23 protein-coding genes and 1 pseudogene are annotated in these 26,565 nt (G+C 44.5%); 14 read left to right on the forward strand and 10 right to left on the reverse strand.

The features are described 5' to 3' along the window. Positions 1–111 precede the first annotated feature (111 nt). A complete protein-coding gene (locus tag SSED_RS22010; RefSeq protein WP_190273176.1) occupies positions 112–840 on the forward strand; it encodes a substrate-binding periplasmic protein in 729 nt (242 codons plus the stop codon). Between the two features lie 97 nt (positions 841–937). Beyond that, complete coding sequence (locus SSED_RS22015; protein WP_012144556.1) at positions 938–1,651, forward strand: SDR family NAD(P)-dependent oxidoreductase; 714 nt, start codon at positions 938–940, stop codon at positions 1,649–1,651. Here SSED_RS22015 and SSED_RS25210 read toward each other — a convergent pair. The 8 genes and pseudogenes from SSED_RS25210 to SSED_RS22050 form a co-directional block, all read right to left on the reverse strand. Continuing rightward, a complete protein-coding gene (locus tag SSED_RS25210; RefSeq protein ID WP_083758968.1) occupies positions 1,532–2,056 on the reverse strand; it encodes a 2-amino-4-hydroxy-6-hydroxymethyldihydropteridine diphosphokinase in 525 nt (174 codons plus the stop codon). The two genes, SSED_RS22015 and SSED_RS25210, sit on opposite strands and share 120 nt — an antisense overlap. A gap of 153 nt (positions 2,057–2,209) precedes the next feature. Next, complete coding sequence (locus SSED_RS22020) at positions 2,210–2,536, reverse strand: DMT family transporter (protein ID WP_012144558.1); 327 nt, start codon at positions 2,534–2,536, stop codon at positions 2,210–2,212. 325 nt (positions 2,537–2,861) lie between these two features. After that, positions 2,862–3,701: an S-formylglutathione hydrolase gene (fghA, locus tag SSED_RS22025; protein WP_012144559.1), complete on the reverse strand. Its 840-nt coding sequence runs from the start codon at positions 3,699–3,701 to the stop codon at positions 2,862–2,864. 94 nt (positions 3,702–3,795) lie between these two features. Beyond that, a complete protein-coding gene (locus tag SSED_RS22030) occupies positions 3,796–4,926 on the reverse strand; it encodes an S-(hydroxymethyl)glutathione dehydrogenase/class III alcohol dehydrogenase (RefSeq protein ID WP_012144560.1) in 1,131 nt (376 codons plus the stop codon). 238 nt (positions 4,927–5,164) lie between these two features. Next, positions 5,165–5,429: pseudogene (locus tag SSED_RS22035) on the reverse strand (DksA/TraR family C4-type zinc finger protein). Between the two features lie 215 nt (positions 5,430–5,644). Continuing rightward, a complete protein-coding gene (locus tag SSED_RS22040) occupies positions 5,645–6,037 on the reverse strand; it encodes a phosphate-starvation-inducible PsiE family protein (RefSeq protein ID WP_223295935.1) in 393 nt (130 codons plus the stop codon). Between the two features lie 418 nt (positions 6,038–6,455). Then, positions 6,456–7,025 (reverse strand): S-(hydroxymethyl)glutathione synthase, encoded by a 570-nt coding sequence (gene gfa / locus SSED_RS22045; protein ID WP_041421860.1) that lies wholly within the window; start codon positions 7,023–7,025, stop codon positions 6,456–6,458. A gap of 67 nt (positions 7,026–7,092) precedes the next feature. After that, a complete protein-coding gene (locus SSED_RS22050) occupies positions 7,093–8,244 on the reverse strand; it encodes an iron-containing alcohol dehydrogenase (RefSeq protein WP_012144564.1) in 1,152 nt (383 codons plus the stop codon). Positions 8,245–8,573: 329 nt separating this feature from the next. Here SSED_RS22050 and SSED_RS22055 point away from each other — a divergent pair, with 329 nt between their 5' ends. After that, positions 8,574–9,443 (forward strand): LysR family transcriptional regulator, encoded by an 870-nt coding sequence (locus SSED_RS22055; RefSeq protein WP_012144565.1) that lies wholly within the window; start codon positions 8,574–8,576, stop codon positions 9,441–9,443. A gap of 26 nt (positions 9,444–9,469) precedes the next feature. On the opposite strand, the gene SSED_RS22060 is transcribed toward SSED_RS22055, so the two are convergent. Continuing rightward, a complete protein-coding gene (locus SSED_RS22060; RefSeq protein WP_012144566.1) occupies positions 9,470–9,730 on the reverse strand; it encodes a hypothetical protein in 261 nt (86 codons plus the stop codon). 394 nt (positions 9,731–10,124) lie between these two features. On the opposite strand from SSED_RS22060, the gene SSED_RS22065 reads away from it, so the two are divergent. The 8 genes from SSED_RS22065 (at position 10,125) to SSED_RS22100 (ending at position 18,733) form a co-directional block, all read left to right on the forward strand. Next, positions 10,125–11,333, forward strand: a complete 1,209-nt coding sequence (locus SSED_RS22065; protein ID WP_012144567.1) for an NAD(P)/FAD-dependent oxidoreductase — start codon at positions 10,125–10,127, stop codon at positions 11,331–11,333. A 548-nt stretch (positions 11,334–11,881) separates the two neighbouring features. After that, positions 11,882–12,886, forward strand: a complete 1,005-nt coding sequence (locus tag SSED_RS22070; protein ID WP_012144568.1) for an ABC transporter substrate-binding protein — start codon at positions 11,882–11,884, stop codon at positions 12,884–12,886. Between the two features lie 86 nt (positions 12,887–12,972). Further along, positions 12,973–13,872: an ABC transporter permease gene (locus SSED_RS22075; protein WP_012144569.1), complete on the forward strand. Its 900-nt coding sequence runs from the start codon at positions 12,973–12,975 to the stop codon at positions 13,870–13,872. Continuing rightward, the gene (locus SSED_RS22080) at positions 13,865–15,124 is read left to right on the forward strand and encodes a quaternary amine ABC transporter ATP-binding protein (RefSeq protein ID WP_012144570.1); all 1,260 of its coding nucleotides are present in this window, start codon (positions 13,865–13,867) and stop codon (positions 15,122–15,124) included. The genes SSED_RS22075 and SSED_RS22080 overlap by 8 nt, the downstream gene beginning before the upstream one ends. Then, a complete protein-coding gene (locus SSED_RS22085; RefSeq protein WP_012144571.1) occupies positions 15,124–16,338 on the forward strand; it encodes a porin family protein in 1,215 nt (404 codons plus the stop codon). Before SSED_RS22080 ends, SSED_RS22085 begins: the two co-directional genes overlap by 1 nt. Before the next feature lie 528 nt (positions 16,339–16,866). Beyond that, complete coding sequence (locus tag SSED_RS22090) at positions 16,867–17,874, forward strand: hypothetical protein (RefSeq protein ID WP_012144572.1); 1,008 nt, start codon at positions 16,867–16,869, stop codon at positions 17,872–17,874. Beyond that, positions 17,853–18,197: an STAS-like domain-containing protein gene (locus SSED_RS22095; RefSeq protein ID WP_041421861.1), complete on the forward strand. Its 345-nt coding sequence runs from the start codon at positions 17,853–17,855 to the stop codon at positions 18,195–18,197. Before SSED_RS22090 ends, SSED_RS22095 begins: the two co-directional genes overlap by 22 nt. Further along, the gene (locus tag SSED_RS22100) at positions 18,155–18,733 is read left to right on the forward strand and encodes a hypothetical protein (protein WP_012144573.1); all 579 of its coding nucleotides are present in this window, start codon (positions 18,155–18,157) and stop codon (positions 18,731–18,733) included. The genes SSED_RS22095 and SSED_RS22100 overlap by 43 nt, the downstream gene beginning before the upstream one ends. A 281-nt stretch (positions 18,734–19,014) precedes the next feature. Here the strand turns inward: SSED_RS22100 and SSED_RS22105 are convergent, their stop codons facing one another. Further along, positions 19,015–21,738, reverse strand: a complete 2,724-nt coding sequence (locus tag SSED_RS22105; RefSeq protein ID WP_012144574.1) for a DEAD/DEAH box helicase — start codon at positions 21,736–21,738, stop codon at positions 19,015–19,017. A 580-nt stretch (positions 21,739–22,318) separates the two neighbouring features. Between SSED_RS22105 and SSED_RS22110 the strand changes: the two genes are divergently transcribed. The 3 genes from SSED_RS22110 to SSED_RS22120 all read left to right on the forward strand — a co-directional run bounded on the left by SSED_RS22110 (position 22,319) and on the right by SSED_RS22120 (position 26,471). Continuing rightward, complete coding sequence (locus tag SSED_RS22110) at positions 22,319–23,182, forward strand: hypothetical protein (protein WP_012144575.1); 864 nt, start codon at positions 22,319–22,321, stop codon at positions 23,180–23,182. 306 nt (positions 23,183–23,488) lie between these two features. Then, complete coding sequence (locus SSED_RS22115) at positions 23,489–24,418, forward strand: tyrosine-type recombinase/integrase (RefSeq protein ID WP_012144576.1); 930 nt, start codon at positions 23,489–23,491, stop codon at positions 24,416–24,418. Then, positions 24,411–26,471 carry an AAA family ATPase gene (locus tag SSED_RS22120; protein WP_012144577.1) on the forward strand — a complete coding sequence of 687 codons (2,061 nt, stop codon included), beginning with the start codon at positions 24,411–24,413 and terminating at the stop codon, positions 26,469–26,471. The genes SSED_RS22115 and SSED_RS22120 overlap by 8 nt, the downstream gene beginning before the upstream one ends. The last annotated feature ends 94 nt before the right edge of the window (positions 26,472–26,565 follow it).

Here is a 26,565-nt window from a genome sequence, read left to right on the forward strand (position 1 = left end):
GACCTAAACCCGTAGGAGTTCAGACTGATAAAAGCCATGGTGAACTCAGCTCCCTTATACCTAATTTTGCTCTTTACTTGCCTCATTAGCGGATACCTTGCGGCTCAACCATTGAAGATCGTCTGCCACGAGTTCGCCCCCTTTAGTTATCAGGACCAGCAACAGAATATCACCGGAATACTTGTGGAGATCGCACGCCTGGCTTGTCAGGATTGGCCTCAAGGCTGTGAGATAGAGTTGCTTCCCAATAAACGGGCAAAACAGCAGTTCAATCAGGGGCTGGCCCACGGACATTTTCAGGGGTGGAACGAAGAGCGGGCACTCACGACCTGGTTCTCTATTCCACTACTGCAAACAGAATATGGTTTTTACTCACCATTGGCACAACCCCTGACAGATCTCAAACAGACCTCAGGCAAGAACATTGGCGCCTTCGGCCCCTCAAATACACTCACATCCTTGATAAATATCGACAGGCAACAGGTACGACTCGGGCTTCCCCCTATGGAGATTATTCTATCCAGCTCCGGCGATGAGCAGCCATTGAAGATGCTGCATAAGAGACGGTTCGATGCCTACTATGTCAATAAAGAGGTCGGGGCCTATTACGCCAAACATCTAGGTTTGAATGACCTATATTACCTCTCCAGCGGCCAGCCGATACATTACTTCATCGGGTTCAAGATGAAACATAATGAGTATGAAACGATTAAGGCATTTAACCACCTGCTGGTAAAGCTATATCAAAATCATCGTTTCGATGAGATATTTGCAAAATGGAAGATGATCCCTTCACCGCTTCTGCCGACCGAGTTTCCCGACCTGAATGTACCTTATTAACGGATTAAGAGTTAGGGGCTTTTTAAAGGCTTAAATGGGCAGACTCCTGTGATAGATTACTTCTCTAATGACATTAAAAAGTAACGGGGAAATTGAGATGAGAACGATAGTAATCACAGGTTCTAGCCGAAGGTTGGGCTTATTCCTGGTAGAGAAATTTCTTTCTATGGGCGACACAGTGATCGCTATAACAAGGAGTCCGTCTCAAAATTTTCAATCGATTAGTTCAGAGCATTTACAACTCATTCAAATAGACAGTTATGACCAATTCGGCATCACTAAGGCAATGCAGGAGATCGAAACTCTCGCTGAAAGAGTCGATCTGCTGATAAACAATGCCTCAATGTATGATGTAGACCCCGAGAATTTTGAAGAGTTAGAAAACCATTATCTCTCGCTATTTAATGTTCACATGCTGTTTCCCACTCTTTTAATCACAGCCTTGAAGGAACATATGTACAGCGAAAGTACGCCCGGTGTGGTGGTCAATATCACGGATATTTATGCCGATAACCCAAATCCGGAATACGCGCTGTATTGCTCGACTAAGTCGGGATTAGAGAGTCTGACTCAGTCATTTGCAAAGAAATTTTCGCCGGGAATACGTTGCAACTCCATCATGCCCGGCCCGATACAGTTTCTTGAGCAGCACACAGAACATCAAAAATCAGAGGTATATAAGGAGACTCTACTACCGTTCGAAGGTGGTTATATGCCGGTCTTTCAAGCCGTGACTTTCCTGCTCGACAATCATTATGTTACCGGAACGAGTATTAAAGTTGATGGCGGTAGGTCCATCTGTAGGGGGTAGACCGTATTGAGTTAGATCGACATACCGACTTTTATCTACCGTAAGCAGACTGGAAACGTAAGACTCACCGGAGGAGAGGAAGAGTGAGAAATCTAACTTGTCTGAGCATGTCACAATATCGATATCAGCCACCCTATCGGCAAGCGAGCAATCTAAGGCTGTACGATCTCTGCCGAGTGACGTTTCTATTGAATTGGTCATCTGTTTAATATCACCAGGCTCCTTAGCCGATTCAATGACGGCTAAGGAATTTAGAAATCGGTGTTCGCTTTCGATACCCACGGGCTCGGTGTAGATGAAGGGAAAGCCTATGACGACCCCAAAATTCTGACATAAGGCAGAGGTAATGCTCACGGCGTTCAGCTCGGGAGTAATATTGGTTCCGATCGAAAGGTAATAAAACATCTTATCGCAATAATTTCCTTATATATGCACCGATAAATACAGTGATAAAGAGAACCCCGATAAATGATCGGTAACCCAAAAATAACAGAGGGTCACACACAAATAAAGTGGCTTCAATAAGATTTTCCAGAAGTCAGTTCACCACAAGCATTACTAATGACTATGCCCCTGAGATAGGTTGATCATAACCACACCTAAAGCGACAAACAGCATGCCAACCCAGGCCGTCATGTCCAGATGCTGACGATAGAAGAGTGCAGACAGAAGTGTCACTGTCACAATTGCCATCCCAGCCCATAGGGCATGTACGACACCGACTGGCATTCCCTTCATTGCCTGGCCTAAGAAAATAAACGCCGTCAAATGACCCAAGATAACCATAGCTGCGGGGAGTGGACGCGTGAAACCATCGGTCGCCTTGAGCGCCACATGAGATAAGGCTTCAGCCATGACACCCAGTAATAGAAAGATCCAACTCATAATATTAGCCCTAAATTTAAAATGTTCGGCAGGATAAGCCCGCTAGGTTGATCGAGAGAATGATTTGTTGCGGCTATTATATTGATATTGGTTCAGATGATAATCGGGCCAAATAACAAATCACTTTTACCTATTCGTAATAAAGATAGGTAGCCCAAAATAAAAAAGGTGTCGCCACAAATGACGACACCTTTTCAGTCGGATCTTGCTCGGAAAACTGTGGTTACCTGTTCAGATGCCCGCCATGAAAACGCAAATGATTATCCATGAAGCTTGAGATAAAGTGATGGTTATAATGGTGATAATAACCTTCACAATAGTTCAATTAGTTACCCAGATGCTCGGCATGAAAACGCAGGTGGTTTTCGATAAAGCTGGAGATAAAATAGTAACTATGGTCATAACCTTCACGATAATTAAGCTCTAGCGGGTAACCGTTAACCTTAGCTGCAGCTTCGAGCACTTCGGGCTTCAACTGCTCAACAAGAAAGTCATCGGCGTCACCCTGGTCTACCAGAGCCGGTACAAATTTAGTCGCCTGACGCATCAAGGCGCTGGAGTCATACTCTGTCCATGTCGCCGAATCCCGGCCCAGATAGGCTGTCAGCGCCTTCTTACCCCAGGGGCAGTTAATCGGATTACTGATCGGGCTAAAGGCCGATACTGACTGGTATGCATCTGAGTTACGCAGCGCGATAACTAACGCACCGTGCCCGCCCATTGAGTGCCCTGCGATAGAGCGTTTATCACTGACAGGGAACATAGATTCAATCAGTTTTGGCAACTCATCGACGACGTAATCGTACATATGGTAATGGCGATTCCACGGTGCCTGCGTCGCATTGACATAAAAGCCCGCTCCCTTACCAAGATCATAACCTTCATCATCGGCGACATCATCACCTCTGGGGCTGGTATCCGGTGCGACGATAGCGATGCCAAGCTCGGCGGCCAGTGCTTGTACACCCGCTTTCTGCATAAAGTTTTCATCGGTACAGGTTAAGCCCGAAAGCCAGTATAGAACCGGGACCTTCTTGCCATTCGATGCTTGTGGCGGCAGATAGATAGCGAATCGCATGCCACAATTTAACGTTTTGGAGTGATGACTATACTGTTTATGCCAACCACCAAAGCTCTTATTGACACTAATACTCTCAACGGTCATTTAATACCGACTCCTATAAGATTTTTTAATAAAGAGCCGGAGCTCCTCTAAAAATAACAAGCGCCCTGGAGCGCTTGTTATTTTGAACGACTATTTACTTATCGAAGTGAATAACAGTACGGATACTCTTACCTTCGTGCATAAGATCAAATGCATCATTGACCTGCTCAAGGCCCATGGTGTGAGTGATGAAGTCATTCAATTTAAACTCACCCGCCATGTAACGCTCAACATATTCAGGTAGTTCAGAACGGCCTTTAACACCACCGAATGCCGAGCCTTTCCATACACGACCCGTGACTAACTGGAATGGACGAGTCGAGATCTCTTGTCCTGCACCGGCTACACCGATAACCACAGACTCACCCCAACCTTTATGACAACATTCGAGTGCCGAGCGCATCACGTTAACGTTACCGATGCACTCGAATGAGTAATCAACACCGCCATCGGTCAACTCGACAATCACGTCTTGAATTGGCTTATCGTAGTCTTTCGGGTTAATAAAATCGGTAGCACCTAACTTACGGGCTAACTCAAATTTACTTTCGTTAATATCGATAACTATGATGCGAGACGCTTTGGCCATAGTCGCACCGATAACTGCCGATAGACCAATACCGCCCATACCGAAGATAGCAACCGTGGCGCCCTCTTCAACTTTAGCCGTATTCATTACCGCGCCCATACCGGTAGTCACACCGCAACCGAGCAGACAAACCTCTTCCAATGGCGCTTCCGGGTTAACTTTAGCCAATGAGATCTCAGGCAGTACCGTGTACTCAGAGAAGGTCGACGTGCCCATATAATGGAAAATATCGACGCCATCTTTAGAGAAACGGGTCGTACCGTCTGGCATCAAACCTTTACCTTGAGTTTCACGGATTTTCTGACAAAGGTTAGTCTTGCCAGACTTACAGAACTTACACTCGCCACACTCAGGCGTGTAAAGCGGGATCACATGGTCACCCACTTGAACGCTAGTCACACCTTCACCAATAGACTCGACGATACCGCCGCCTTCATGGCCAAGGATACAAGGGAAGATACCTTCTGGATCATCGCCAGAAAGGGTAAAAGCATCGGTATGGCAAACGCCGGTGGCGATCATCTTGACGCGTACTTCACCTTTCTGTGGTGGCATAACATCTACGATTTCCATAGATAGTGGCTCACCTACAGCCCAGGCTACTGCGGCTTTGGATTTGATTGTCTGTGCTGTCATCTTAATATCCTAAAATTAAAAATTGAAAAAACGGTCTTATCTGAATCAGTGCCGCGATTAATATGGTAAGTATTATAGCGAGCACTCAGGAATTGATAATCCCATGCTGATGTAAATTACTTTTACCATATGGTAATAATTGATTATTACTCTTCCCCCAACTCACATTAAAGAAAAATCTATAACCTACTAATTTGTAATGTTAAATCTTCTTTTTGATGACTCTAAAATTCAGAGTTCATCTCAACTGACTATCTTTACTGGCACGGCGATTAACCTTGCTCAGATCGTTTTGTCGCTTATCCGACTCACTCTGGCAGGCAACACAGAGTCGAACACCTGTAACGGCTTTTCTGCGTGCCTCAGGAATTGGGCTTTCACACTCCTCACAAAAAAGTAGACTTTGACCGACTGGCAATCGACTCCTGGCTTGGGCGACGCCATCCTCAACACTATTATCTATTTGATCTTGTAGCGCCGTCTTTAGACCAACCACCAGCCATCAAACTCTCCTATGAAGCATCCATCGATTTGATCTTGCACCATCATCCAACCCCAACCTCTAGACCAACCACCAGCCATTCTTCCTCCTACTCTTTATTACCTATCTTTTACTGTCTAGTGCCTGCAGTATTAAAAACGACGATATACTCAACCTTGCACCTTCACCCAGCCACTAGACCAACCACCAGCTATTCTACCTTCTGCTCTTTACTACTTAATGATCTCGTTTACCTGATACCAACCAATAAGTCACACCCAAGGCAATAATCACAGCAGCCGACGCCCATACATATTCCGGCCCCACCTCTTTAAAATCTAAGATGATAATTTTCCTTGAGATGGCCATCAGTGCGCTCGCAATGACTATCTGCACATGGATTACCTCCTCTTTCAGATAGATGGTAATGTTTTGGAAGATTTCGATAGCAATTAACACCGCCAGAAAAGAACCAAAGATAGCTAAAATATCCTGCATATCCATCAGACCGTAAGGCGGGGTGATAACCTCAATAAACAGCACTCGTCCCACATCGACGACACTCCACAAAATGACTAAGGTCATCAATACGGCTAATACCCGCACCGCATAATGGATTACCTGTCCCAACCTATTAATCAGCGGCTCTCTCTCTATCTTTTCTATCTCGGCTCCCCGGCATTATTTAACGCACTAAAAAGTTTTTTAAACGGCTATTCAGACCAAATGCCCTACGCCGTTTCGATGGAAGTATTATATTTACCTTCTACATGAATGATAATTAGCCAAAAATGCAAATAACTTTTACCAACCAGTAACAATTAACTCAGGTTAGGAACGCTGCAATACAGTGTAGTCAATAGTCAGGATGGCAAGCAGAGCATTCATCTATGTGGTTCTATGGGGATAACCTCTTCAATGCTAAGCCCTGCGTAGATGCACTTGAAAACTGTCACTCGAAGCCAGGCATAAAAAAAGCGCCGCAGCGCTTTTTTCATCCTATGCCGATAGAGCTGACTTAGGTTTAATGGGGAAGTGGTATCAGCTTTTAGCCATTGCTCACAACGTGAGAGGCGACATGAGTAGCAATTGCGTCCATCAATACAGGAGACAGACAGTCGTAGGGCTCGAGTCCCAACTCTTTGAGGGTGTTACGCACATCCCCCATAGATTCAGGCGCTGCACCCGACTCGATGATAGATGAGACAAACGCTGCAAATTCCGGTGCTGACCAGCCCTTTTCTGCTGACAGCTCGGTGTGGATGAAGTCCAGACCGTGGAAAGGGTGGCCCGTGTTTTCGATGCGGCCATACATATGGGTACCACACTCTCTGCAAGCATGACGCTGAATTGCTGCTGACTCATCGACAATGGCTAACTTGTCTGCATTTGCAGTGACGCTCACGTGATCTCTTGACACAACGGCTATTTGAGCGAACAAGGCACCTTCAGGCTTCCAGCATTTGCTACAGCCACAAACATGATTGTGGGCAGTCTGAGCACCGACAGTAACTTCAACGGGCTTGCTGCTGCACTTACACAACAAAGTACCGCCTGCAAAACCATCACGATCCGCTACAACACCGTTATCGACCTGAGGATGAATTAAAGTTTTAATAATGATTACTCCATGGATATTTAGCTAAGACAGCCTCCATCTGGAGGCTGTTTTTTTTGTCACTGAATTACATGACTTTCTTGAAAATATTGATAACTTCTTGAGTGGTTGCCTTTCTTGGATTGGTTAAGGAGCAGGCATCATTCAGGGCGTTGATTGCCATAAACTCAAGCTTGTCTTCCTTAACACCAAGATCAGATAGTTTCTGGTCAGTGCCAACCGAAGCAGATAACTTCTCGATAGCAAGGATGCCGGCTTCAGCGGCATCACTGAACGCCATGCCCGCAGTGTCTACACCCATGGCTTTCGCCACATCGGCAAAACGCTCCACTTTTTCAGCCGCGTTAAAGCGTGACACTACCGGCAGTAAGATGGCATTACAGAGACCGTGTACCAGATCATAGACACCACCGAGTTGGTGAGCCATCGAGTGTACATAGCCTAATGAAGCATTAGAGAATGCCATACCGGCAAGGTACTCGCCGTATTGCATAGCATCGCGAGCCTCACGATCTTCACCATTGTCGACTGCCGTTTTCAGGTTTTGGGCAATAAGCTCAATGGCTTTAATTGCCGACGCATCGGTTATCGGCGTCGCTGCCGTCGAAACATAGGCTTCTACCGCATGAGTCAATGCATCCATGCCTGTCGCTGCCGTGAGGAACTTAGGCATGGCAACCATCAACTCAGAGTCGTTTACAGCAATAATGGGGGTCAGGTTTTTATCTACAATCGGGTATTTAGTTTCATCTTCCTCATTGGTCACGATGGCAAATATCGTCATCTCTGCAGCAGTGCCAGCCGTAGTATTCACCGTCACCAGAGGGAGTTGTGGCTTAGCCGACAGATGAACCCCCTTAGAGTAATCACGAATGTGGCCGCCGTTGGCCGCAACCAAGGCGATGCCTTTAGCACAGTCATGTGAAGAGCCACCGCCGAACGAAATAACGAAGTCACATTTTTGCGCTTCGAGCAGGGCCAAACCCTGATCAATATTCTTTTCTGTCGGGTTAGGCTTAACGCCGTCGAAAATAGCGAAGTTGATATTATGCGAGGCTAATTCGTCAGTCAGCTTTTCCACCAGCTTGATATCTACCAATGCCTTATCGGTAACAATCAGTGCCTTATTGAAGTTTCTGGCATTCAGTTCGTCACCTAATTGCTTTATCGCGTTTTGCCCCATCAGAGACATGGGGGGCATATAAAATGTAGTGCTCATTCTTCATTCCTTATCTTTAATAAAATAGTTCAGCGGTCTTTATTCATGGATTGCAAATAGTCCTGATATTGACGCTATGACTTCGACGTTGCTGCCGATATCATTTCGATGAGAAGAATTATATTTATCTTTCAAAAAATGATAATCCGTTAATTTTGAAAATATCTTTTTCGTGTGAGTAATAATATAAGCAAGCCTAAACCACTGTTTGCACACTACTTTAAGAGTTTGAGACGAAAAGCGATTGGGTCAAACTTTAAGATTGAATTTATCCATAGATTGGCGATAATAAAGAGCTCAAGCGCGATGATAATTACCAAGGAGTAACAATGTTCAACTGGGAAGGTGTAAGCGAATTTGTTGCCGTTGCAGAGGCAGAGAGCTTTACCAAGGCCGCAAAACGGCTTGGAATATCAACCGCGCAGGTCAGCAGGCAGGTCAGCGCATTAGAAACCCGGATGGCAACTAAGCTGTTTCACCGCACCACACGTAAAGTGTCGGTGACCGAAGTGGGCCGGATCTATTATCAACACTGCAGACAGGTGCTGGACGGATTAGAAGAGGCCGAGCGCGCCATAACCAATTTGCAGAGTACACCGAGAGGGCTGTTAAAAATCACCGCCCCGGTTACTTATGGTGAAAGAACGCTTGCGCCGCTGGTGAACGACTTTATCGCTAAATACCCGGAGCTTGAAGTAAAGGTAAGTCTGACGAATCAGAAGGTTGACTTAATAGATGAGGGGTACGATCTCGCGATTCGACTGGGACAACTTGAAGACTCGAGTATGATGGCCAAAAGGCTGGGCTCCCGAACTCAATATGTCTGCGCCTCCCCGGGTTACGTTTCAACGTTTGGCATACCTCACTCACTGTCGGAGCTGGAACAACATAACTGCCTGCTGGGAACATTAGATTACTGGCGATTTCAGGAAAATGGTAAGACAAGAAATGTCAGGGTCAAGGGCAATCTAAGCTGTAACAGTGGCCACGCCCTCGTCGATGCTGCGATAAAAGGCATAGGCATCATTCAGTTACCTGACTACTATGTCTTGCCTTATCTGGAAGATGGCCAGCTTATTCCGCTACTGGAGCAAAACCGCCAACCCGACGAGGGGATCTGGGCACTCTATCCTCACAACAGGCACTTGTCGCCTAAGGTACGCATGCTACTCGACTATTTAAGTGAGGCATTAGAATAAGATTTAATAGCCCAAGGTTACCCTGGTTACTTTTCGGCTTCATCATCAAGTTCGTCGTTACGTAAATTTTTAAAAAAATTGTACCTTAACTCAGACAAATAACCTGAAATACCAATCAATAACCCAGCGTGAAATGCACCGTCTCGTAAAAAATTCTGGTAATGATCACCCGAAACCATTAACGCATCGAGCATACAAAGAAAGCTGAATAACCATAAAATATTTCTTTCCCACATCCACTCACCAAAAATACGGTTATAAATATTTTTCTTAACAATATGATACATAGTATATTTCCTTGTTTTTTTCAAACTGAGTAAAGTATAGGCAAGGACTAATCTAAGATCCAAAACTCACCGACTTTATTATTTCAGCTGCCTGAGTGAAGCCCTGATTTAAGCGCACCTCTGTCGGGGTCAATGACGCCTTTTATTGACCCCAGTTAATACATTACCTCCCAATGTTTCATCTGAACCACTACAGCACGGCTCATTTATTACATATAAGTAAAAGTGATTTTCCTTTTACGGTAATTGTTCCCCATTGAACGATAATTATAATAGCCAGCATCTGATGTTCCTCCGCTTTATCTCTCATACCTTTCGTATCAATAGTGAAGTTTTGAGGCTCTATCGTTCAACTTTTAGTAATGCACCACTATGAGTGCGCTAAGGAATTATTATGTCTCGTGTTGTAATTGTCGGCGGTGGCGCCGCAGGACTAGAGCTGGCCAGTATCTTGGGCCGCTCGGTAAACTGTCAAGATGAAGTGATCTTAGTGGATGGTGAGACTCACCACTACTGGAAACCCAGGTTTCATGAAATAGCCGCCGGAACTTTCGATAACGATCTCGATACTCTGTGCTACTTCAGCCATGGCGCAAAAAACGGCTATATGCATTATCAAGGCTGGATGACTGACATCAAACGCGAAGAGAAACAGCTAGTCGTAAGTAAGCCCAACGGTGAAACGGATTTCGTCAACTATGACTATCTGGTTATCGCCATAGGCGCGATTAGCAATGATTTTGCTACCCCAGGGGCGCTAGAGCACTGTCTATTTTTAGACTCGCCGGAGCAAGCACGCAGCAGTTGGCTGCAAATTAGCTCACTGTTACGCTCCGGACACCAGCGTGCAATAAACATCGTTGGTGCGGGTGCGACCGGTCTCGAACTGGCCGCCGAGCTAGCTAAAGTTAACGCCGGGTTAGAACCAAACCCACATGCGGCTAAACTCAAAATCAACCTGATTGAAGCTACCGACAGAGTCCTACCCAACAGCCCGTTAAAGATGTCCCATCAGGCACAGCTGATGCTGGAAAAATATAATATCAATGTCATGCTCAATACCCGAATTGCCAGCGTTGAGCAGCAAGGTATGACCACCAGTGATGGGCTCACTATCAGTGCCGACATTCAGTTTTGGGCCGCGGGCATTAAAGCACCTAATTGGTTGAAAAATATCGGTGGCCTTGAGAGCAATAGCTTCAACCAGCTTATGGTACAGCAAACATTAGCCAGCACCCTTGATCCAAATATTTTCGCTCTGGGTGACTGTGCCGCGATCCCGCAAGGCGAAGGTGTTATGGTACCTCCTAAGGCTCAGGCAGCAAATCGTGCAGCGGTACACTTAGCCAAAAGCTTAACCGGATTAATGAGGGGTAAACAGCTCACGCCTTTCATCTATAAAGATGGCGGCATGGTCGTCGCGATAGGCCATAACTTCGCTATCAGTACCATGATGAATGACAAATTGATCTTAAAGGGCCGCGTAATTCGCCGCCTCTACGACACAATTTTCCGCTTACATCAAAAGACGGTCAGCGGCGTATTGACCATGTCGCGCCTGATCATAGCGAAGCGACTTAAATGCATTTTCCAGCCTAATTAAAACATTAGAAAGCAAAAAGTCCGTTTATCGAAAGGTAAACGGGCTTTTGTTTGAATAAGGTGAAATTGATACCCGATAAGCCGACTCACGAAATCTAATTACACAAAGACTCATATGGCCTGTCGCCCTATTGTCTACTTCACCTCTTGGACCACGAATATAGGCATTAGCTGTACCTACCCCCTCAACAACAAGTCACTGAACAGCATATTCACTGTCTGCGGTTTACTATGTGTAGACGGCAAGTCACGGAAAGAGAAATGAGCGAATAGGTGGCCTACCGGGCCAGTTATTAGTTTGAGCTCTAACCACCATTAGGGAAGCAGGATAGGTTGAGAAAAACGCCTTAGATTACAAAACTGTTAACCAAGCGCGAATTATGTTACTTTATGCCATCAAATCCTTTGCTGCAGTCCTGTTTTTAGTAATAGGGGTGTAATAATGTCGTCGCCTGCAAGAACCGAAACATAGCCCCTAGTTTGAGCACTAACAATTGTTAATGTAAGGCACGAGCGCAAAAAACTTCTAACCTCGAGCATGGAGCTCTTATGAAAAGTATGATTTTGATTGGCGGCTTACTCCTTAGTAGCGCTACACATCAAGCCTTTGCCGAAGAGCAATGCGGTAAGGTCACTATCGCAGATATGAATTGGAGCTCGGCTTCATTAATCGCTAATGTTGATCGCTTTATTTTAGAACATGGTTACGGCTGTGAAGCCGAGCTGATCCCTGGCGATACTATGCCTACCAGCACTTCAATGGTTGAAAAAGGTGAGCCTGACATCGCGCCGGAAATCTGGAGCAACAGCGTCAAAGAGCTTATCGAACGTGGGGTCAGTGACAAACGACTGACTATCGCAGGTAATTCACTCTCTGAAGGCGGTGAAGAAGGCTTTTGGGTCCCCCAATATATGGTCGACAAGGACCCCAGTCTGACAACCATTGAAGGTATTATCGCCAAAGTAAAAACCTTTGAGCACCCGGAAGATCCTGACCGTGGCGCATTTTATGGCTGCCCTGCGGGTTGGGGCTGTCAGCTCTCGGCCGAAAACCTGTATCGCGCGCTAAAACTCAGTGATGCAGGGTTTGATCTTATTGACCCAGGCTCAGGAGCTGGCCTGTCAGGTTCCATAGCCCGTGCCTACGAGCGTGAAAAGCCTTGGTTTGGTTACTACTGGGCACCCACTGCGGTATTGGGTAAGTACAAAATGGCTAAGGTAGATTTTGGTAGCGGTACCGATGCGGATCATTTTCGCGACTGTATCGCCAAAGTCGAGTGCGCCGAGCCCAAGGTCACCATGTATCCATCTGCATTGGTACAAACTGTCACCACCACAGCTTTCGCTGAAAAATCAACCCGGGAATTTGAGTATCTTGGTACACGCTCATTGACCAATGCCCAGATGAACGGCTTGCTGGCTTGGATGGAAGACAACCAGGCAGACGGCAATATCGCAGCCGAGTATTTCCTGATGAATCATGAAGACACATGGCTTAAATGGGTTCCTGCCGATGTCGCCGCAAAGGTGAAAGCCGCAATCGAAGCACTATAAACCCAAACAAAAACGCGAGGCCTACAAAGCCTCGCTATTTTGCTCCCCATCTAGATTATCCCGTGTAAAAAACTATAGAGGTAGTAATGGCTGACTTTTCTTGGCTCAGCAAATTTCCGAAAATGGATCGTTCCACTTTGTTGGAAATTCGTAAATATTTAGACGGCACCTTTCGGGACTTTTCCCGAGAGTATGGTGATGTCATCGAGTCTTTCTTCGATCCGCTACTCGACTTTCTTATCTGGTTTGAAAAGCTATTGGTGCAATCGCCCTGGTGGGCTGTACTGCTCTCGATTACCGCCTTGGTCTACCTCGCCAGTCGTTCATGGAAACTATCTTTGGGCGTCGTTGTTTCATTTCTGCTTATCGGCTATTTCGGCATGTGGGAAGATACGATGCGCACCCTCAGTATCATTACCGTATGTACGCTATTGGCCATAGTATTGGGTGTGCCCATTGGTATATTAATGGCCCGCAGCAATCGAACCCAGTCGTTGGTGACACCGATTCTGGATGTGATGCAAACCATGCCGGCCTTCGTGTACCTGATCCCCGTGGTCATGTTACTTGGAATTGGCAAGGTGCCCGGCGTTATTGCCGTGGTGATTTATGCCATTCCGCCTGTCATTCGCCTGACCAACCTGGGGATCCGCCTGGTAGACAAAGAAGTGTTAGAGGCCGCCACCGCCTATGGTGCTAATCCGATGCAACGCCTGATGGGGGTTCAGTTGCCACTGGCCTCTCCTACCATCATGGCAGGCATCAATCAGACCATTATGATGGCGCTGGGGATGGTCGTTATTGCGTCTATGATTGGCGTCAAGGGCCTGGGTCAGCCGGTGCTCAAGTCGATCACCAACCAGTATTTCACCCTCGGACTCTTTAACGGTTTGGCCATCGTCGCTCTGGCCATCATTTTTGATCGCGCCTCTCAAGCCTACGCCAAGCGATCACAGAAACATATGCAGGGTGGACAACATGACTAACGAATCACAAACAGAGCCGCTCATTCAGATTAAGGATCTCTTTAAGGTCTTTGGCAAAAAACCAGCCAAAGTCATGCCTATGGTTAGAGATGGTTTATCCAAGGATGAGATCCTGGCGAAAACCGGCCATACAGTGGGCCTTAAAGCCATCAACCTCGACATTCACCAAGGTGAGATCTTTGTGATCATGGGGCTATCTGGCTCGGGGAAATCTACCTTAATCCGCCACTTCAACCGGCTGATCGACCCCACAGAGGGGCAAATTCTGGTTGAAGGCATCGATGTAATGAAGCTCAATACCAAAGAGTTGGAGCAATTTCGTCGCAATAAGATGGCAATGGTATTCCAACGCTTTGGTTTAATGCCCCATAAAAGCGTACTGGAAAATGTCGCCTATGGTCTCAGTGTTCAGGGGATAGACAAAGTCACCAGAAACGCCAAAGCCACCCAATGGCTTGAAACAGTCGGTCTGGCTGGATATGAAGATCAGTACCCGTCCCAGCTGTCCGGTGGTCAGCAACAGCGTGTCGGTCTGGCAAGGGCCCTGTGTACCGATGCAGAGATCCTGCTGATGGATGAGGCATTCTCGGCATTGGACCCCTTGATACGCAGTGAAATGCAGGATCAACTGATTGAGCTGCAAAAAGAGTTACATAAGACCATCATCTTTATTACCCACGATCTCGACGAAGCACTGCGAATTGGCGACCGGATCGCGATCCTCAAAGATGGCAATCTGGTTCAGGTTGGCGAGCCGGTGGATATCTTACTCAACCCTGCCGACGACTATGTCGAAGCCTTCGTCAAAGACGTAAACCGTCCGCGAGCCCTGACTGTCGAGACCGTCATGAAGCCGCCCGCATATCGTCTTACCGCCGACACTATAGGTGAAGCACTCAAACAGATGAAGCGTATCCCGGCTAACTATGCCTATTACGTTACCGATGAGGGGTTCCAGGGCGTTGTGTGCCAGGAGGCACTGGAAGATGCCGTCAAGACAGATAAAGAAGCGCTGATGGAAGACTTCAAGGTAGAGGAGATGACACCGATATCACAGGATGCGCTGCTTGAAAGCATCATTCCGGCAACCATGGAGTCAGACTTTCCCCTGCCTGTTATCGATTCCGATGGAGACCTGCAGGGTGAGCTTTCCCGTACTCATCTGGCCGACGTGCTATCTGACTTCTACACCGATGGTGCTGACGACAGCGCTGACGCAGAAAAACAAAACTCAACCAAAGAGGATAAATGATGATCCGCTATACACTTGCTGCTTCCTGTATCGCCCTGGCACTGGCCGCTAATGCTAATGCCACGCCGGTAGACGAAGAGCTGGAGGCCCTTAAGGCCCGTATCGAGCAACTGGAATCCGAGCAGACACCGGTAACAGAAGAAAAGGAAAATGCCATTAAGTTTGGCGGTGCGGCTCGTTTCCAATACTCCTATGAAGACTATGATGTTGATAATAAGGACCGTGGTGGTGATTTTGACTTCGACGTATTCCGCATCGATGTTAATGGTAACGTCGATGACGTTATTTTTTCTGCCCAGTACCGCTGGCACCAGTACATGGATGTCATTCACCATGCCTGGGTCGGTTACAACTTCGATGAAAAGCAACAGGCTAAAATTGGTATAACTCAGGTGCCTTTCGGCATTTTGACCTGGGCGTCCAATAGCTTCTTCTTCAGCTCAAACTTCTATACAGGGTTGGAAGACGACTACGACATGGGTCTGAACTACACCTATAACGGCGATGCTAACCGCCTGGATCTGGCCTTCTACAAGAATGATGAACAGGGCGGTCTGGATGGGTATGTATCCGATCGTAGCGAGCGTTATTCCTACGATGTGGTCGGTGTTCGTTTAGCAGGCGAAGGGATCTATGATGCCCCAAGCGAAGGCAAGGCTGCGGCTGAAAGCAACACCCTCAACGCGCGCTATGCTCACAACCTGGCGTTCGGTGATGTTGCAGTTGAGCTGGGTGTATCCGCCCAGGCTGGTCAACTGGAAATTCAAGACGGTACCGATGGCGATCACGTGGCTGCAGCACTGCATAGTGTGATCAACTATGACCGTTGGAACGTTAAGCTACAGCTGACCGACTACACGTACGATGTCGATGGTATGGATGTTGAACGTATGGTAGTGGGCGCCTATGCCTTCTATGACTCTATCCCAGCAGAGGCCACCAGCTACGTGGCCAACGTGGCCTACAGCCTACCTGTTAGCATGGGGCCGATTTCAAACCTGACGTTCTATAATGATTATTCGCTTGTCACCGACAAGCCCGGCGTTCAGGAAGACACCTTTATGAACGTCACCGGCGTCGCTATCACCGCTGGGGGCCTTTACACCTACGTCGACTTTGTTGTCGCCGAGAACCAGCCCTTCATCGGTGGCTCTATGGTGGGTGACGGTGAGACCAATAAACGCCTGAACATTAACTTCGGTTACTATTTCTAATAGTGAAATTGATACCCGATAAGCTCTGGCCTGCTTAACAGCCAACAAAAAGCCCGCTTGCCATAAGGCAAGCGGGCTTTCATTTATTAGGTGACATTGACGCCCGATAAGCTGAGGCTGCAGACAGGCAACAAAAAACCGCATCCCTTACGGGATGCGGTTTTACTTTATTAGGTGATGATGACGTCCGATAAGCCGAGGCTTACAGGCAGACAACAAAAAGCCCGCTTATCTTTCAATAAACGGGCTTTCTTTTATTAGGTTGAGTTGGCCGATAAGACAACTTAGCCAACTCATGACATTCGATTCTATTGAGCTTCATAGTAAGTAACCACTAATGTGTGTAACAGATGGAGTAACACTTAGTGTAACAGCTCATGATGTAAATCTGTAAGGTGTTACAAATATCAAAATCCACAGAAAATAAAACTATAAACAATTGAAACTAAATATTAATTTAGTATAGTACCTACTTACCTGCTTTCGCGTAGAAATAACTTACCATAGAATAAGGTACAGGCCTGCTTTATGAAAAATTTGAGTACCGATTCACTTTTATGGCAAAAGCGTACTTCTCATAATTTGCGAAGAAAAGGTAAGAAATACAACCCAAATAAAGTACCTTTCAATCGAGTACTGAATCAGATGATGTTAGAAGCTCCTGATTCACTCGATCTATATGACCCTGAAAAAAATCAAGAAATTTTAGATTTCATTGAAAATATTGAAAAAATAGCACTGACTCACAAAGTAGTTCTAGATTTTTCAATCACACGATTTATTTCAGCCGCTGCACTTCTATTAATTTATGCAAAACTTGATGCTATGAAGAGTTCAGCACTTCACAATCTGGTCAGAATTAAAGCTGATTCACTTAAAGGACAAGTAAAATCAGCAATAACCAAGTCAGGCCTCAAAGAGCTAACGCTTAATAGAAGGCTTGAAATCAACCCACATAGCCGTACGATTCCAATCATAAAAGGCTCTGCACGTGGGGAGGAGTTTGAGCAAGTAATTGATCATATACAATTAAACATACTCAAAGATCTAACTCCAGAACAAGAGAGAGTTTTAGGCTCTGCTGTATCGGAAACCATTGGAAATGTAAAACTTCATGCTTATCCTGATGATTCTACAGATCAAAAGCCTTGGTGGATAATATGTAGTATCATTGACGACTCCTTATATCTTGCGATTTTTGACTTAGGTGTAGGCATTCCAGCAACTATACTTTCAAAGAGCTGGGTTCAAAGACAAATAAGCTCTGCACCTAACTTGCTAAAGCTAGCTGTATCGAAATCAGATGCAGATCTAATTGAACTTTCAATGCGGGTAGGGAAAACGCAAACGAAAGAAGAAAAGCATGGGCTTGGAAGCGCGAGTATCAAAGCGCTCGTCCATGAAACTCCCAATGGTTCTTTATGGATCTTCAGTAACAAAGGGATGTACCATAAACATAGAGAAGGATTTGAAACCAGCAATTTCAAATCATCAATAGAAGGGACATTAGTCCAATGGAACATACAAATACGATGAAAGAAGTAATAAATGTTGTCTCTGATTATCACCCAAGGCCTAAATGGAGATATGTCAAAGAAGGCGAAGGTAGTGGCGAAGAATTTAGAGAAAAATGTCTCCTGCAACCTTTAAAGGATAACAAGCATGTAACCATTAACTTGACAGGCTATAACAGATACGGCCCTTCGTTCATTTCTGAAGCTTTTGGTGGCCTAATTCGTGAACACAATTTTACTCTTGAGTTTCTAAGAGAGCACATTTCTATATCTCACGAACTTCTTCCAACTATAGTTTCAATGTGTTGGGAGGAGATAGAAAAAGCCAGCAAGGAAAAGAAATAAAATTGAACTACGATGAAATAAAAGAGTTCATTGCTCCTGCTTTAATCATAATCGGTTGGGGAATACTTTTTCTTAATGCTGAAAAGACAGCAACGAGAAATGAGACTCGTGCTTTATGCGATAAGTGCATAAAAAGTCTAGAAGAAATCATGAAGCTGGTATCTAATCAACACCTAACAAAACCCAAAAGAAAATCAAAAGCAAAATTAAGCCAATTTATTGAACAATCAATATCATTTCACTTAACATCTATTGAAATAAACTCAAAGTACATTGAAAGAAAATCATGTAAAACCTTTGTAAAACAAGACAATATACTTGAACTTCGACAAAAAAGCGGACAGCCTGATGGCTATGATGATATTCAAGATTTAACACTAGATATGATAGAAGGTATTGAAAGTAGTTATACTGAAAAATTTGGATCCACTTGGTATTTTCTCATACCTTTTCCCATTCAAGTTACATTTTGGGTTTCTCTATGGTTATTAATCTATTTTTACTTAGGTAATAAACTCTACCCATTTGTAACATAATCGCTCATATTCCCATCTTAACTTAACGATAATAGTTATTATCGTTAAGTCAGTAAACTATTGGTAAACCATATGTTTTACGACTTAAGCAGGCTCAATTTCACGATAACCGTAAGTTACAACCACTTCACTACAGGCCCACAATGACGCTCTAAGGCACTAAATAGGGCATGGCTGGTGTCGCTACCAAGAACCAGTAAAATGAGAGCACAAAGATTATCATGAAGTCTCGTAATGACATCTTCTCTTGCTCCTTCAGTTCACACCCATTTATAGAACGACTAAGCACACTCAAACAGGTCATGGCGCTCGCTTAAGATATCGAGCAGATATGCCTCTTTAGTTGCATCACTATAAATAACCTTACCTTCTAGTGACTTGCAAATGATTAGCTCATGACTTGCCCTGGTCAATGCAACATACATCAAACGTAAATGATCAAGCCTTTCATCCTGCTTTGAATTCCAAAATCTTGGATCTATGACATAGCTGATCTTACACTCTGTTCCCTTTGACTTATGCATTGTCATAACAAGGCTTTCTAATTGCTTACGTCCCAACTTTATTGTGGGCTTCAGCTTTAATTGCTTTGCTAGATAACTCCTAAGTATGTCGCCAACAGTGTTTGTTCTCACCAACACCTTTATATCCATAACCCCACAGCCACTATCAAGCTTCTGTTGAATATCTTTAACTAACCACTCTTTAACACCATCCAAGCATGACAACTCTTTAATCAAAGGGATGCTTCCACCATTTCTTATAGGTTGGAGTGCGGGATAATCTGAATGTATTTGCTGGCGAACCAAGTTTGTTAGATTTAAAATTGCAGGTGTGAGTCGATAGGAATGAGATAGGAAAACCTTTACTCCATTCGGTATCATCTGGCAAAAAGTATCAAGGTGAGTAGGCTCTGCACCTCTAAACCCGTATATAGACTGCGCAGGATCCCCAACACAAAATAAGTGACATCCATTAGCCACCAACACCTGCATAATAGCCCACTGACTAGCATTAGAATCCTGCATTTCATCTAAGATCAGATATTTACTATCATCAACCACATTCTTAAGGAAACACGGATCTATTTCTAGCTTTTCATGAACAAGCTTAAGCATATCGTCAAAATCAATAAGCCTTTGCTTTCTTTTCTCTTTGCAATATAACTCATAGCACTTCTCAAGCTCACCCAAAGTACAATCTGAATCAAGCTCAGGCTCTTCAAGTAGTTTTTCAAATGACATAAGTCTATTAGCGTTAGCACTTATGAGCGCACTAAGTTGGTTGCTAGTAAGCTTTTCTTTTAGACCTGAGCTAATTATTACTTGTTCAAACATTTCCTTTTGTCTCACACCAGTCACAACTTTCGCGCCTTCAAAGCGGCTGGGATTAAACAATTCTAATAGTGACTTACACCAAGCGCTAAAGGTGCCGACATATAACTCTTCATCAGAGCCTATACGCCTACTTATTTCACTAGCGGCATCATTGGTATAGGCGAGCACTTTAATACGACTAGGATGCCTCCCCTCTCCTAACAGGTACTTGACTCTCTCAACTATGGTTCTTGTCTTCCCTGACCCCGCACCAGCAATAACGGCTAATACCCTAGCCTCAGCCTCTACAGCCTTCATCTGTTCAGCTTGAGCAACTGCTGAATCTTCAAGCATGGTTACTGATGGTTCAAGCTCAAATTTGTTTAGGTGACGGCCTTCGGCACAATATAACTTAACGGCTGTAGAGTTTGGCTTATCTGCATTAATGATAATATTCTGATAGTGCTTCAACAATTTCACATTGGCCTGAATGAACCACTCCTCCTTAAGCTTAAACGCTCGTTTTTTTATCACGGTTCCCTTCAGGCTGCGACCTATACCCTTTTTGCCTGACTTAATTGATTTTATTGTTTTATTACGCAATAACTTACGAAGGACTTTTTCTTCTGAATGAGCCAAAACTAATGGGTCAATGAATGCTAGATCTGTTAGCGGCAACTTTATTTGTGGCAACTTTAATAACATTTGCCCTTTACGGCTTGATCTATAGGGGTACTGTCGACGCTCAACCCTAGTGGTAACAGCTAGACCTTCAATACGCTGCTTAAGCTGGTCAATAGAAAAGCCGATATTTAAGTCAGCTTTCATTTCCTTAAGCAACTTCTCGTATACGATAAAATGAGAGGAACTGAATCTATTGCCTATGTATGTAGTTTCAACTAAATCGGTTGATGAAGCATTAGGCATACAGCTACTGTCACGGGCTCTCTTCTTAGTTAGGTAAGGATAAATAAACGAAGACATCACACCCGGCATATTAAAACCAACATCGACTCTGGTAACTTTAGCCCCGTTAATCAACTGGTCGTATCTGCGATTTGTTAAAACAGACTTCAAATGCCCAAATATAGCTCTCAGTTCAAAGTCACTAAACCTATTAGGAATAAAGTCGATTCTCAACCCCATCAACTTTTTTGGGTGTTTCACGCCATCAGCTATGTATAACTGAAAGAATCGACGTGAGTCAGCATTAACCGTAGCCCTATAAGCAGAGTTATATTCCGGGCGATTAAGTCCTTTCCTACTCTTCCGGCCTTCTTTATTAGAAGTTCGATTAACGGCACCAACGGAGATCTTCTTTATAGTCAGCAACTCATCCAATGCCTTAAAAGAAAACTTAAGCATGTTAGCTTTAATATTTTCGATATCAGAAGATTGACATTTAATAGTCAAAACCAAACGGTCACAATCCAGCTCAAGGTTATCTTCAGGTTGTTTAAGGTAAGCTCTTAACAGCTCACTTTGATACTTCGCATATGGCTCATTGCTTATCGCTTTTATAAAGCGTTTTGAGTTCTTTCCATATGCTTGATTATCAAGATCGAGCAAACTCCTGAGCTCAGCATTCTTTTCCACATCAATAAGAGGTAGTAACCCCACCTCAAATTTATTACTCCATGCGTACTGACAGGAACTGTCTATCTGCTCGAAACTATCAATAGGTGACATAGATCTATCTCCATGTGGCTTATAGCACTAATGATGCATATATTAAATATGACAATGATAATTATAGGGTTAATGTACATTAACTCGCATCATGAAGATAGTAATGCTCATATCCCAACTTCTGGATAGAGCCCGCATAGCTAAATTCCCCCCATTTGAGTGCCTAGCACTGTATTGGGCTCTCAAGCTGAATTCGTTAGTCCTCAGACTTGTTACTTTTTCTGACTAGCTTAAAAATTCAATCTGGACATTGGACACTAATGGTTGCTTCCTTTTACTCTAAAGCTAAGCATATAGATATGGATATAGTTGAATGTTCGTCTGTGTTATTAAAGGGTTAAGACATGGCATCGAATACCGTTAAAAATCAAAATTCAAAGTATACAATTCAACTCAAGAAATTTATCGAACACAAAAACGGCCAAGATTTACAGTCAGGACAGCCTTTAAATACAGCCAGAACTGACTTAAAATACAGTCAGGACGGCTATGATAATTGAGTCAGAACATGCTTTAAACTTCCATTCCAAATGACTTGTATGGTACATTTTAATATCAGAAATTTTAAATGAGGTGAGCTATGGGAGCATCAAGGATTGATAGGGGAGAAGATGACTGGCGGAATAATGGAGAAAAACTATTAAACCGCATTATTCGAAGGAGGAAGCTGCACACTCCAATTAAAAATCTACTGATCCAACTTGGTCAAAGAAATAACAACGCAGAGTCGATAGTTTCCGAACTAAATAGCTACAAGAATGTTCTAGGAGAAGACTGGATTAAGTGGGTTAAAACAATAACTCAACATGATAAGGACAAAGAGAGAAGGAAGTTTTATGTTAACAAGTCGTCCTTCGACCATGTAATTAAATTTTCAGAAAACTCAAACTACAGCGGTAATATAACAAAGTGTTTGGAACAATTATTTATAGCCATAAATGAACTTGGAATCAATAGCATTAGTGACGTATACAACTTAAAAGAAACAACTCAACCATTTGATGACGTAATCATCGCGTTAAATAACAACTCTTCGATAACGTCAACCAATAACAATTTACAGCCAACAGTAAGTCTCATAATAGAATCGATCATCACCGAGTTAAACAAAAATAAAATAAAAAACTTCAGATCATTATCAGCCATAAGAAAAAAGAAAAACGAAGCCAACAGATCAGAAATGAAAATACAACAAAATAAATGCACAACAGATAAGGAGCTAAAAAACTTAAGGTCATCAATCAATAAAATGAAAGCTGATATGGCCGAAAAAGATAATGAAATAGCGGGGCTAAATGAACAATTAAACAAACAAAAAAGCACTTCTAAAAGCACTATCTCAAATAAAAAACCTCGCACACAAGAAAAACCAAAACATTCGAAACCAGCCCCTATAAACTCACTAAGAAATAAAATAATCGGGTCTAAAGCCAACAAACGTTAATAACAGAGTGGCACTCAATTTATTGCGTTATTAATGCGTAAACCCATCACAAATAGCGCTCGATTCACTGTCTTTGATGGTCTGTTTTTTTATCGTGTGTAGTGATACTGAAACCCTGACGGCGAGTTTTTTTTCGTCGATATCAGGCAAAAACGCACTCCACTTTCGATTAGTGTACGTCACCTTCCGCTCGGCATCCCCAGTGAAAACAAACCGTCTGTAACGGCCACTAAAACGGCTCTCAACATCCTGATATAATAGAGTTATCAGCACGAAGTTCTTCGTGTTCTATCTAGGCTCTCCCTTATGAATAATCAAACTCCTACGGCGTTGTTTTTGTCACGCCTTGCGCCCAGTGGACGTAGACCGCTGCGCAGTCAGCTAAACACAGTACTCAAGCTTTTCAAGTGGAAAGGTGAAGTTGAAGCACTGCCATTTCATACATTGAACTACGCACAAATTGAATACGTTAAACGGCATAAGCTAGATGAGGGCAAGTCACCCCGAACCGTCAACTTAGTGCTGTTCGCACTCAAGGCCATAGTTAAGACAGGCTTCTTGATGGGAGTGGTGGACGATGTTCAATGGCGACAGGTGCAAGCGGTTAAGCGGCTACCTATCAACCCAAGTAGTCGAGGTAAGGCGTTATCATCCAGCAGTGTTGGCCAGTTGATCACCATCTGTTATCTGGACAAGCGGTACATCGGCAAACGGGACTGCTGCATATTGGCATTGTTTCTGAGTACTGGCCTAAGGCGCTTTGAGTTAGCCAACCTGACAGTCAGTGATATCCACCTTGATAAACGCACCTTAACGGTCAAGTCTGGCAAGGGTAAGAAGCCGCGCAAGCAACCGATACCCACATGGGCGTTAACCTATATCGACAATTGGCTAAGGGTGAGAACCCATCAACCAGGGGACTTGTTTAATCCCATTTGGAACAATGTCATTAAGCATGACCGTGGCCTCAGCAGTGCCGCCCTCTATCAGATTGTCAAAGCACGTACCTTAGCCGCCACAGGCATCACCATTTCACCACACGATTTACGCCGAACGTTCATTACCGAACTACTCAATCAGAAGGTCGATTTAAGTACCGCAAGCAAACTGGCTGGCCATGCTAACGTCACCACCACACAAATCTATGACAAGCGTGATGAATCGGTGATGAGAGAGGCCATAGACCAACTGAACTATCAACTAAATGGCCAGCTAGATGGAGGTCAACATGACTAGAATCCATCTCGAACCCCCTTTTCCTTTTGATAACTTAATAGTGGAAGCATCCCCCATACGGGGACACCAAGGCTGTGCGACCATCTATGCCTATAGTGCCCTTGCCTCTGGCTACATTGATAACACCGATCTTGAGGATCTTAATAGCCGTATGATCAAGGTGGTGTGCGGTAAAGGTATCAAGCTAGGCACTGGCAACAAGCTAAACACCTTAAAGCGCCACCTTAAGAAGCAAGGGCTTCAAGCCAACACCAGTAACCTAGACCACAACTGCAAGTTACTTTCCCAAGGACTGGAGCTGCCAAATGACGGTTGGAAGGTGGTGAGGTTTATTGCGGTGATGAATGTTAACCGAGGTCTATTTGACCTTATCAATAAGGTACTTCCAGAGGACAATTACGCCAACGCCATGTTCGCCTGCATGTTTGATATGCCAGAGACCAAGCTCATTGAAGTATTAAAGGCTCTGGCGACCACCGGACTCTTTGACCAGTTCTTCGATAGCAGCCTGATTGACTTCATGAACCTACCACAGGCCATCACGAGTTTACTGCTAGGAGCCAAGGTCGAGTACTACATCAATCTTATCGAACCCTTCATACAATCTAAGCCAAAGTCTGAACTGAAGTTACGCCACTTCAGCCACCTTGAATGTGACACCTTACAGCAATTTTTAGACATCAGTATCAACCACTCCATGCAGGGGATTAACATTCTGCTCTATGGATTACCCGGCACAGGCAAGACCGAACTAGCCAAGGTGCTGGCCGATAAAACTCAATCACACCTTATCGCCATTAAGCCTGTTGGAGATGAAGTGTCTGAAGAACGTGGGCAGTTCAAGAAGCAAGCCTTCAGTTCTAACCTAAGGTTACAGTACCTAACGCTGGTACAACGCTTAGTGTCACCAGACGAGAAAACCCTGTTGCTAATAGATGAGTGTGAGGACATCTTTGAGCAAAGTATCTCTCACCGTGGTTATGGTAAAGATATGCTGCATGAACTGATGGAACAAAACACCATACCAACCATCTGGATAACCAACCATATCGATGTTATCCCCCATAGCTGCATACGCCGCTTCACCTATGTACTTAATGTCAGTATTCCTGATAATCGAGTAATGGAAAGCCTGATGGACCAAAGCTTTAAGGGGCTGAGGGTATCCAAGGTGTTCAAACACCAACTGGCCACCCTACCAGAGCTAACACCTGCTCATATCACTAGTGCGGCCTTTGTCACTCACAACACAGGGCTTACAGGTAAGGCTGCCGAGCACAATATTGAGGCCATGGTAAAAAGTACCTTAACGGCATGTGGCCATAGTATTCATGCCAACAACTACAAGCCACAACTCCCCTTCTCTACCGAGTATCTCAACATCAGAAAAGGCAACCAAGCCATTGGCCAATTAGAGAAAGCCATTAACCAACAATGTGATATACGCACCTTGTTAGTGGGTCCACCGGGAACAGGCAAAACGGCGGCTGTTGAACACTTGGCCAACATGAGTAACCGAGAGCTGGTGACCATCAGGTGCTCAGATGTACTCGGTAAGTACGTGGGTGAAAGCGAGAAGAATATCGCCCGTATCTTTCAAGAGGCCGACAATAACAACTGCATCTTGTTCTTCGATGAGGTGGATAGCCTACTGCTAGATAGAGGCGGCTTAAATGCCAGCTGGGAGATACAACAAGTTAATGAACTGCTGACACAGATGGAGTGTTTCAATCAACCATTCTTCGCAGCAACGAATTACTCCGAGCGTCTAGATAGAGCTGTGATGCGTCGATTTGATTTCAAGCTATCATTTGATTATCTGACAGAGAAACAAGCTCAGAATCTCTTTAGGAGCGTCACAAGCACAGATACGCTATCAACTCAGACGCTAGACTCACTCTGCTTACTTAAACTACTGACTCCCGGTGACTTTTCTATCTTAAAGCGACGTCAAAAACTGAGCCACTTCAAGCTAACCACCGATGAGTGCTTAGCCATTCTCACCACCGAGAACAACAGCAAGCCCGGCAACAGAACCATCGGCTTCAAGTAGCACCACCAACCGTAAGTCATACCCAATTAAACACCATGACGCCTAACCCAACCCAGGGCTAGGCCATTCATTAGCACCTCCCACCAACCACTAA

Source organism: Shewanella sediminis HAW-EB3, assembly GCF_000018025.1.
GTDB lineage: Bacteria > Pseudomonadota > Gammaproteobacteria > Enterobacterales > Shewanellaceae > Shewanella > Shewanella sediminis.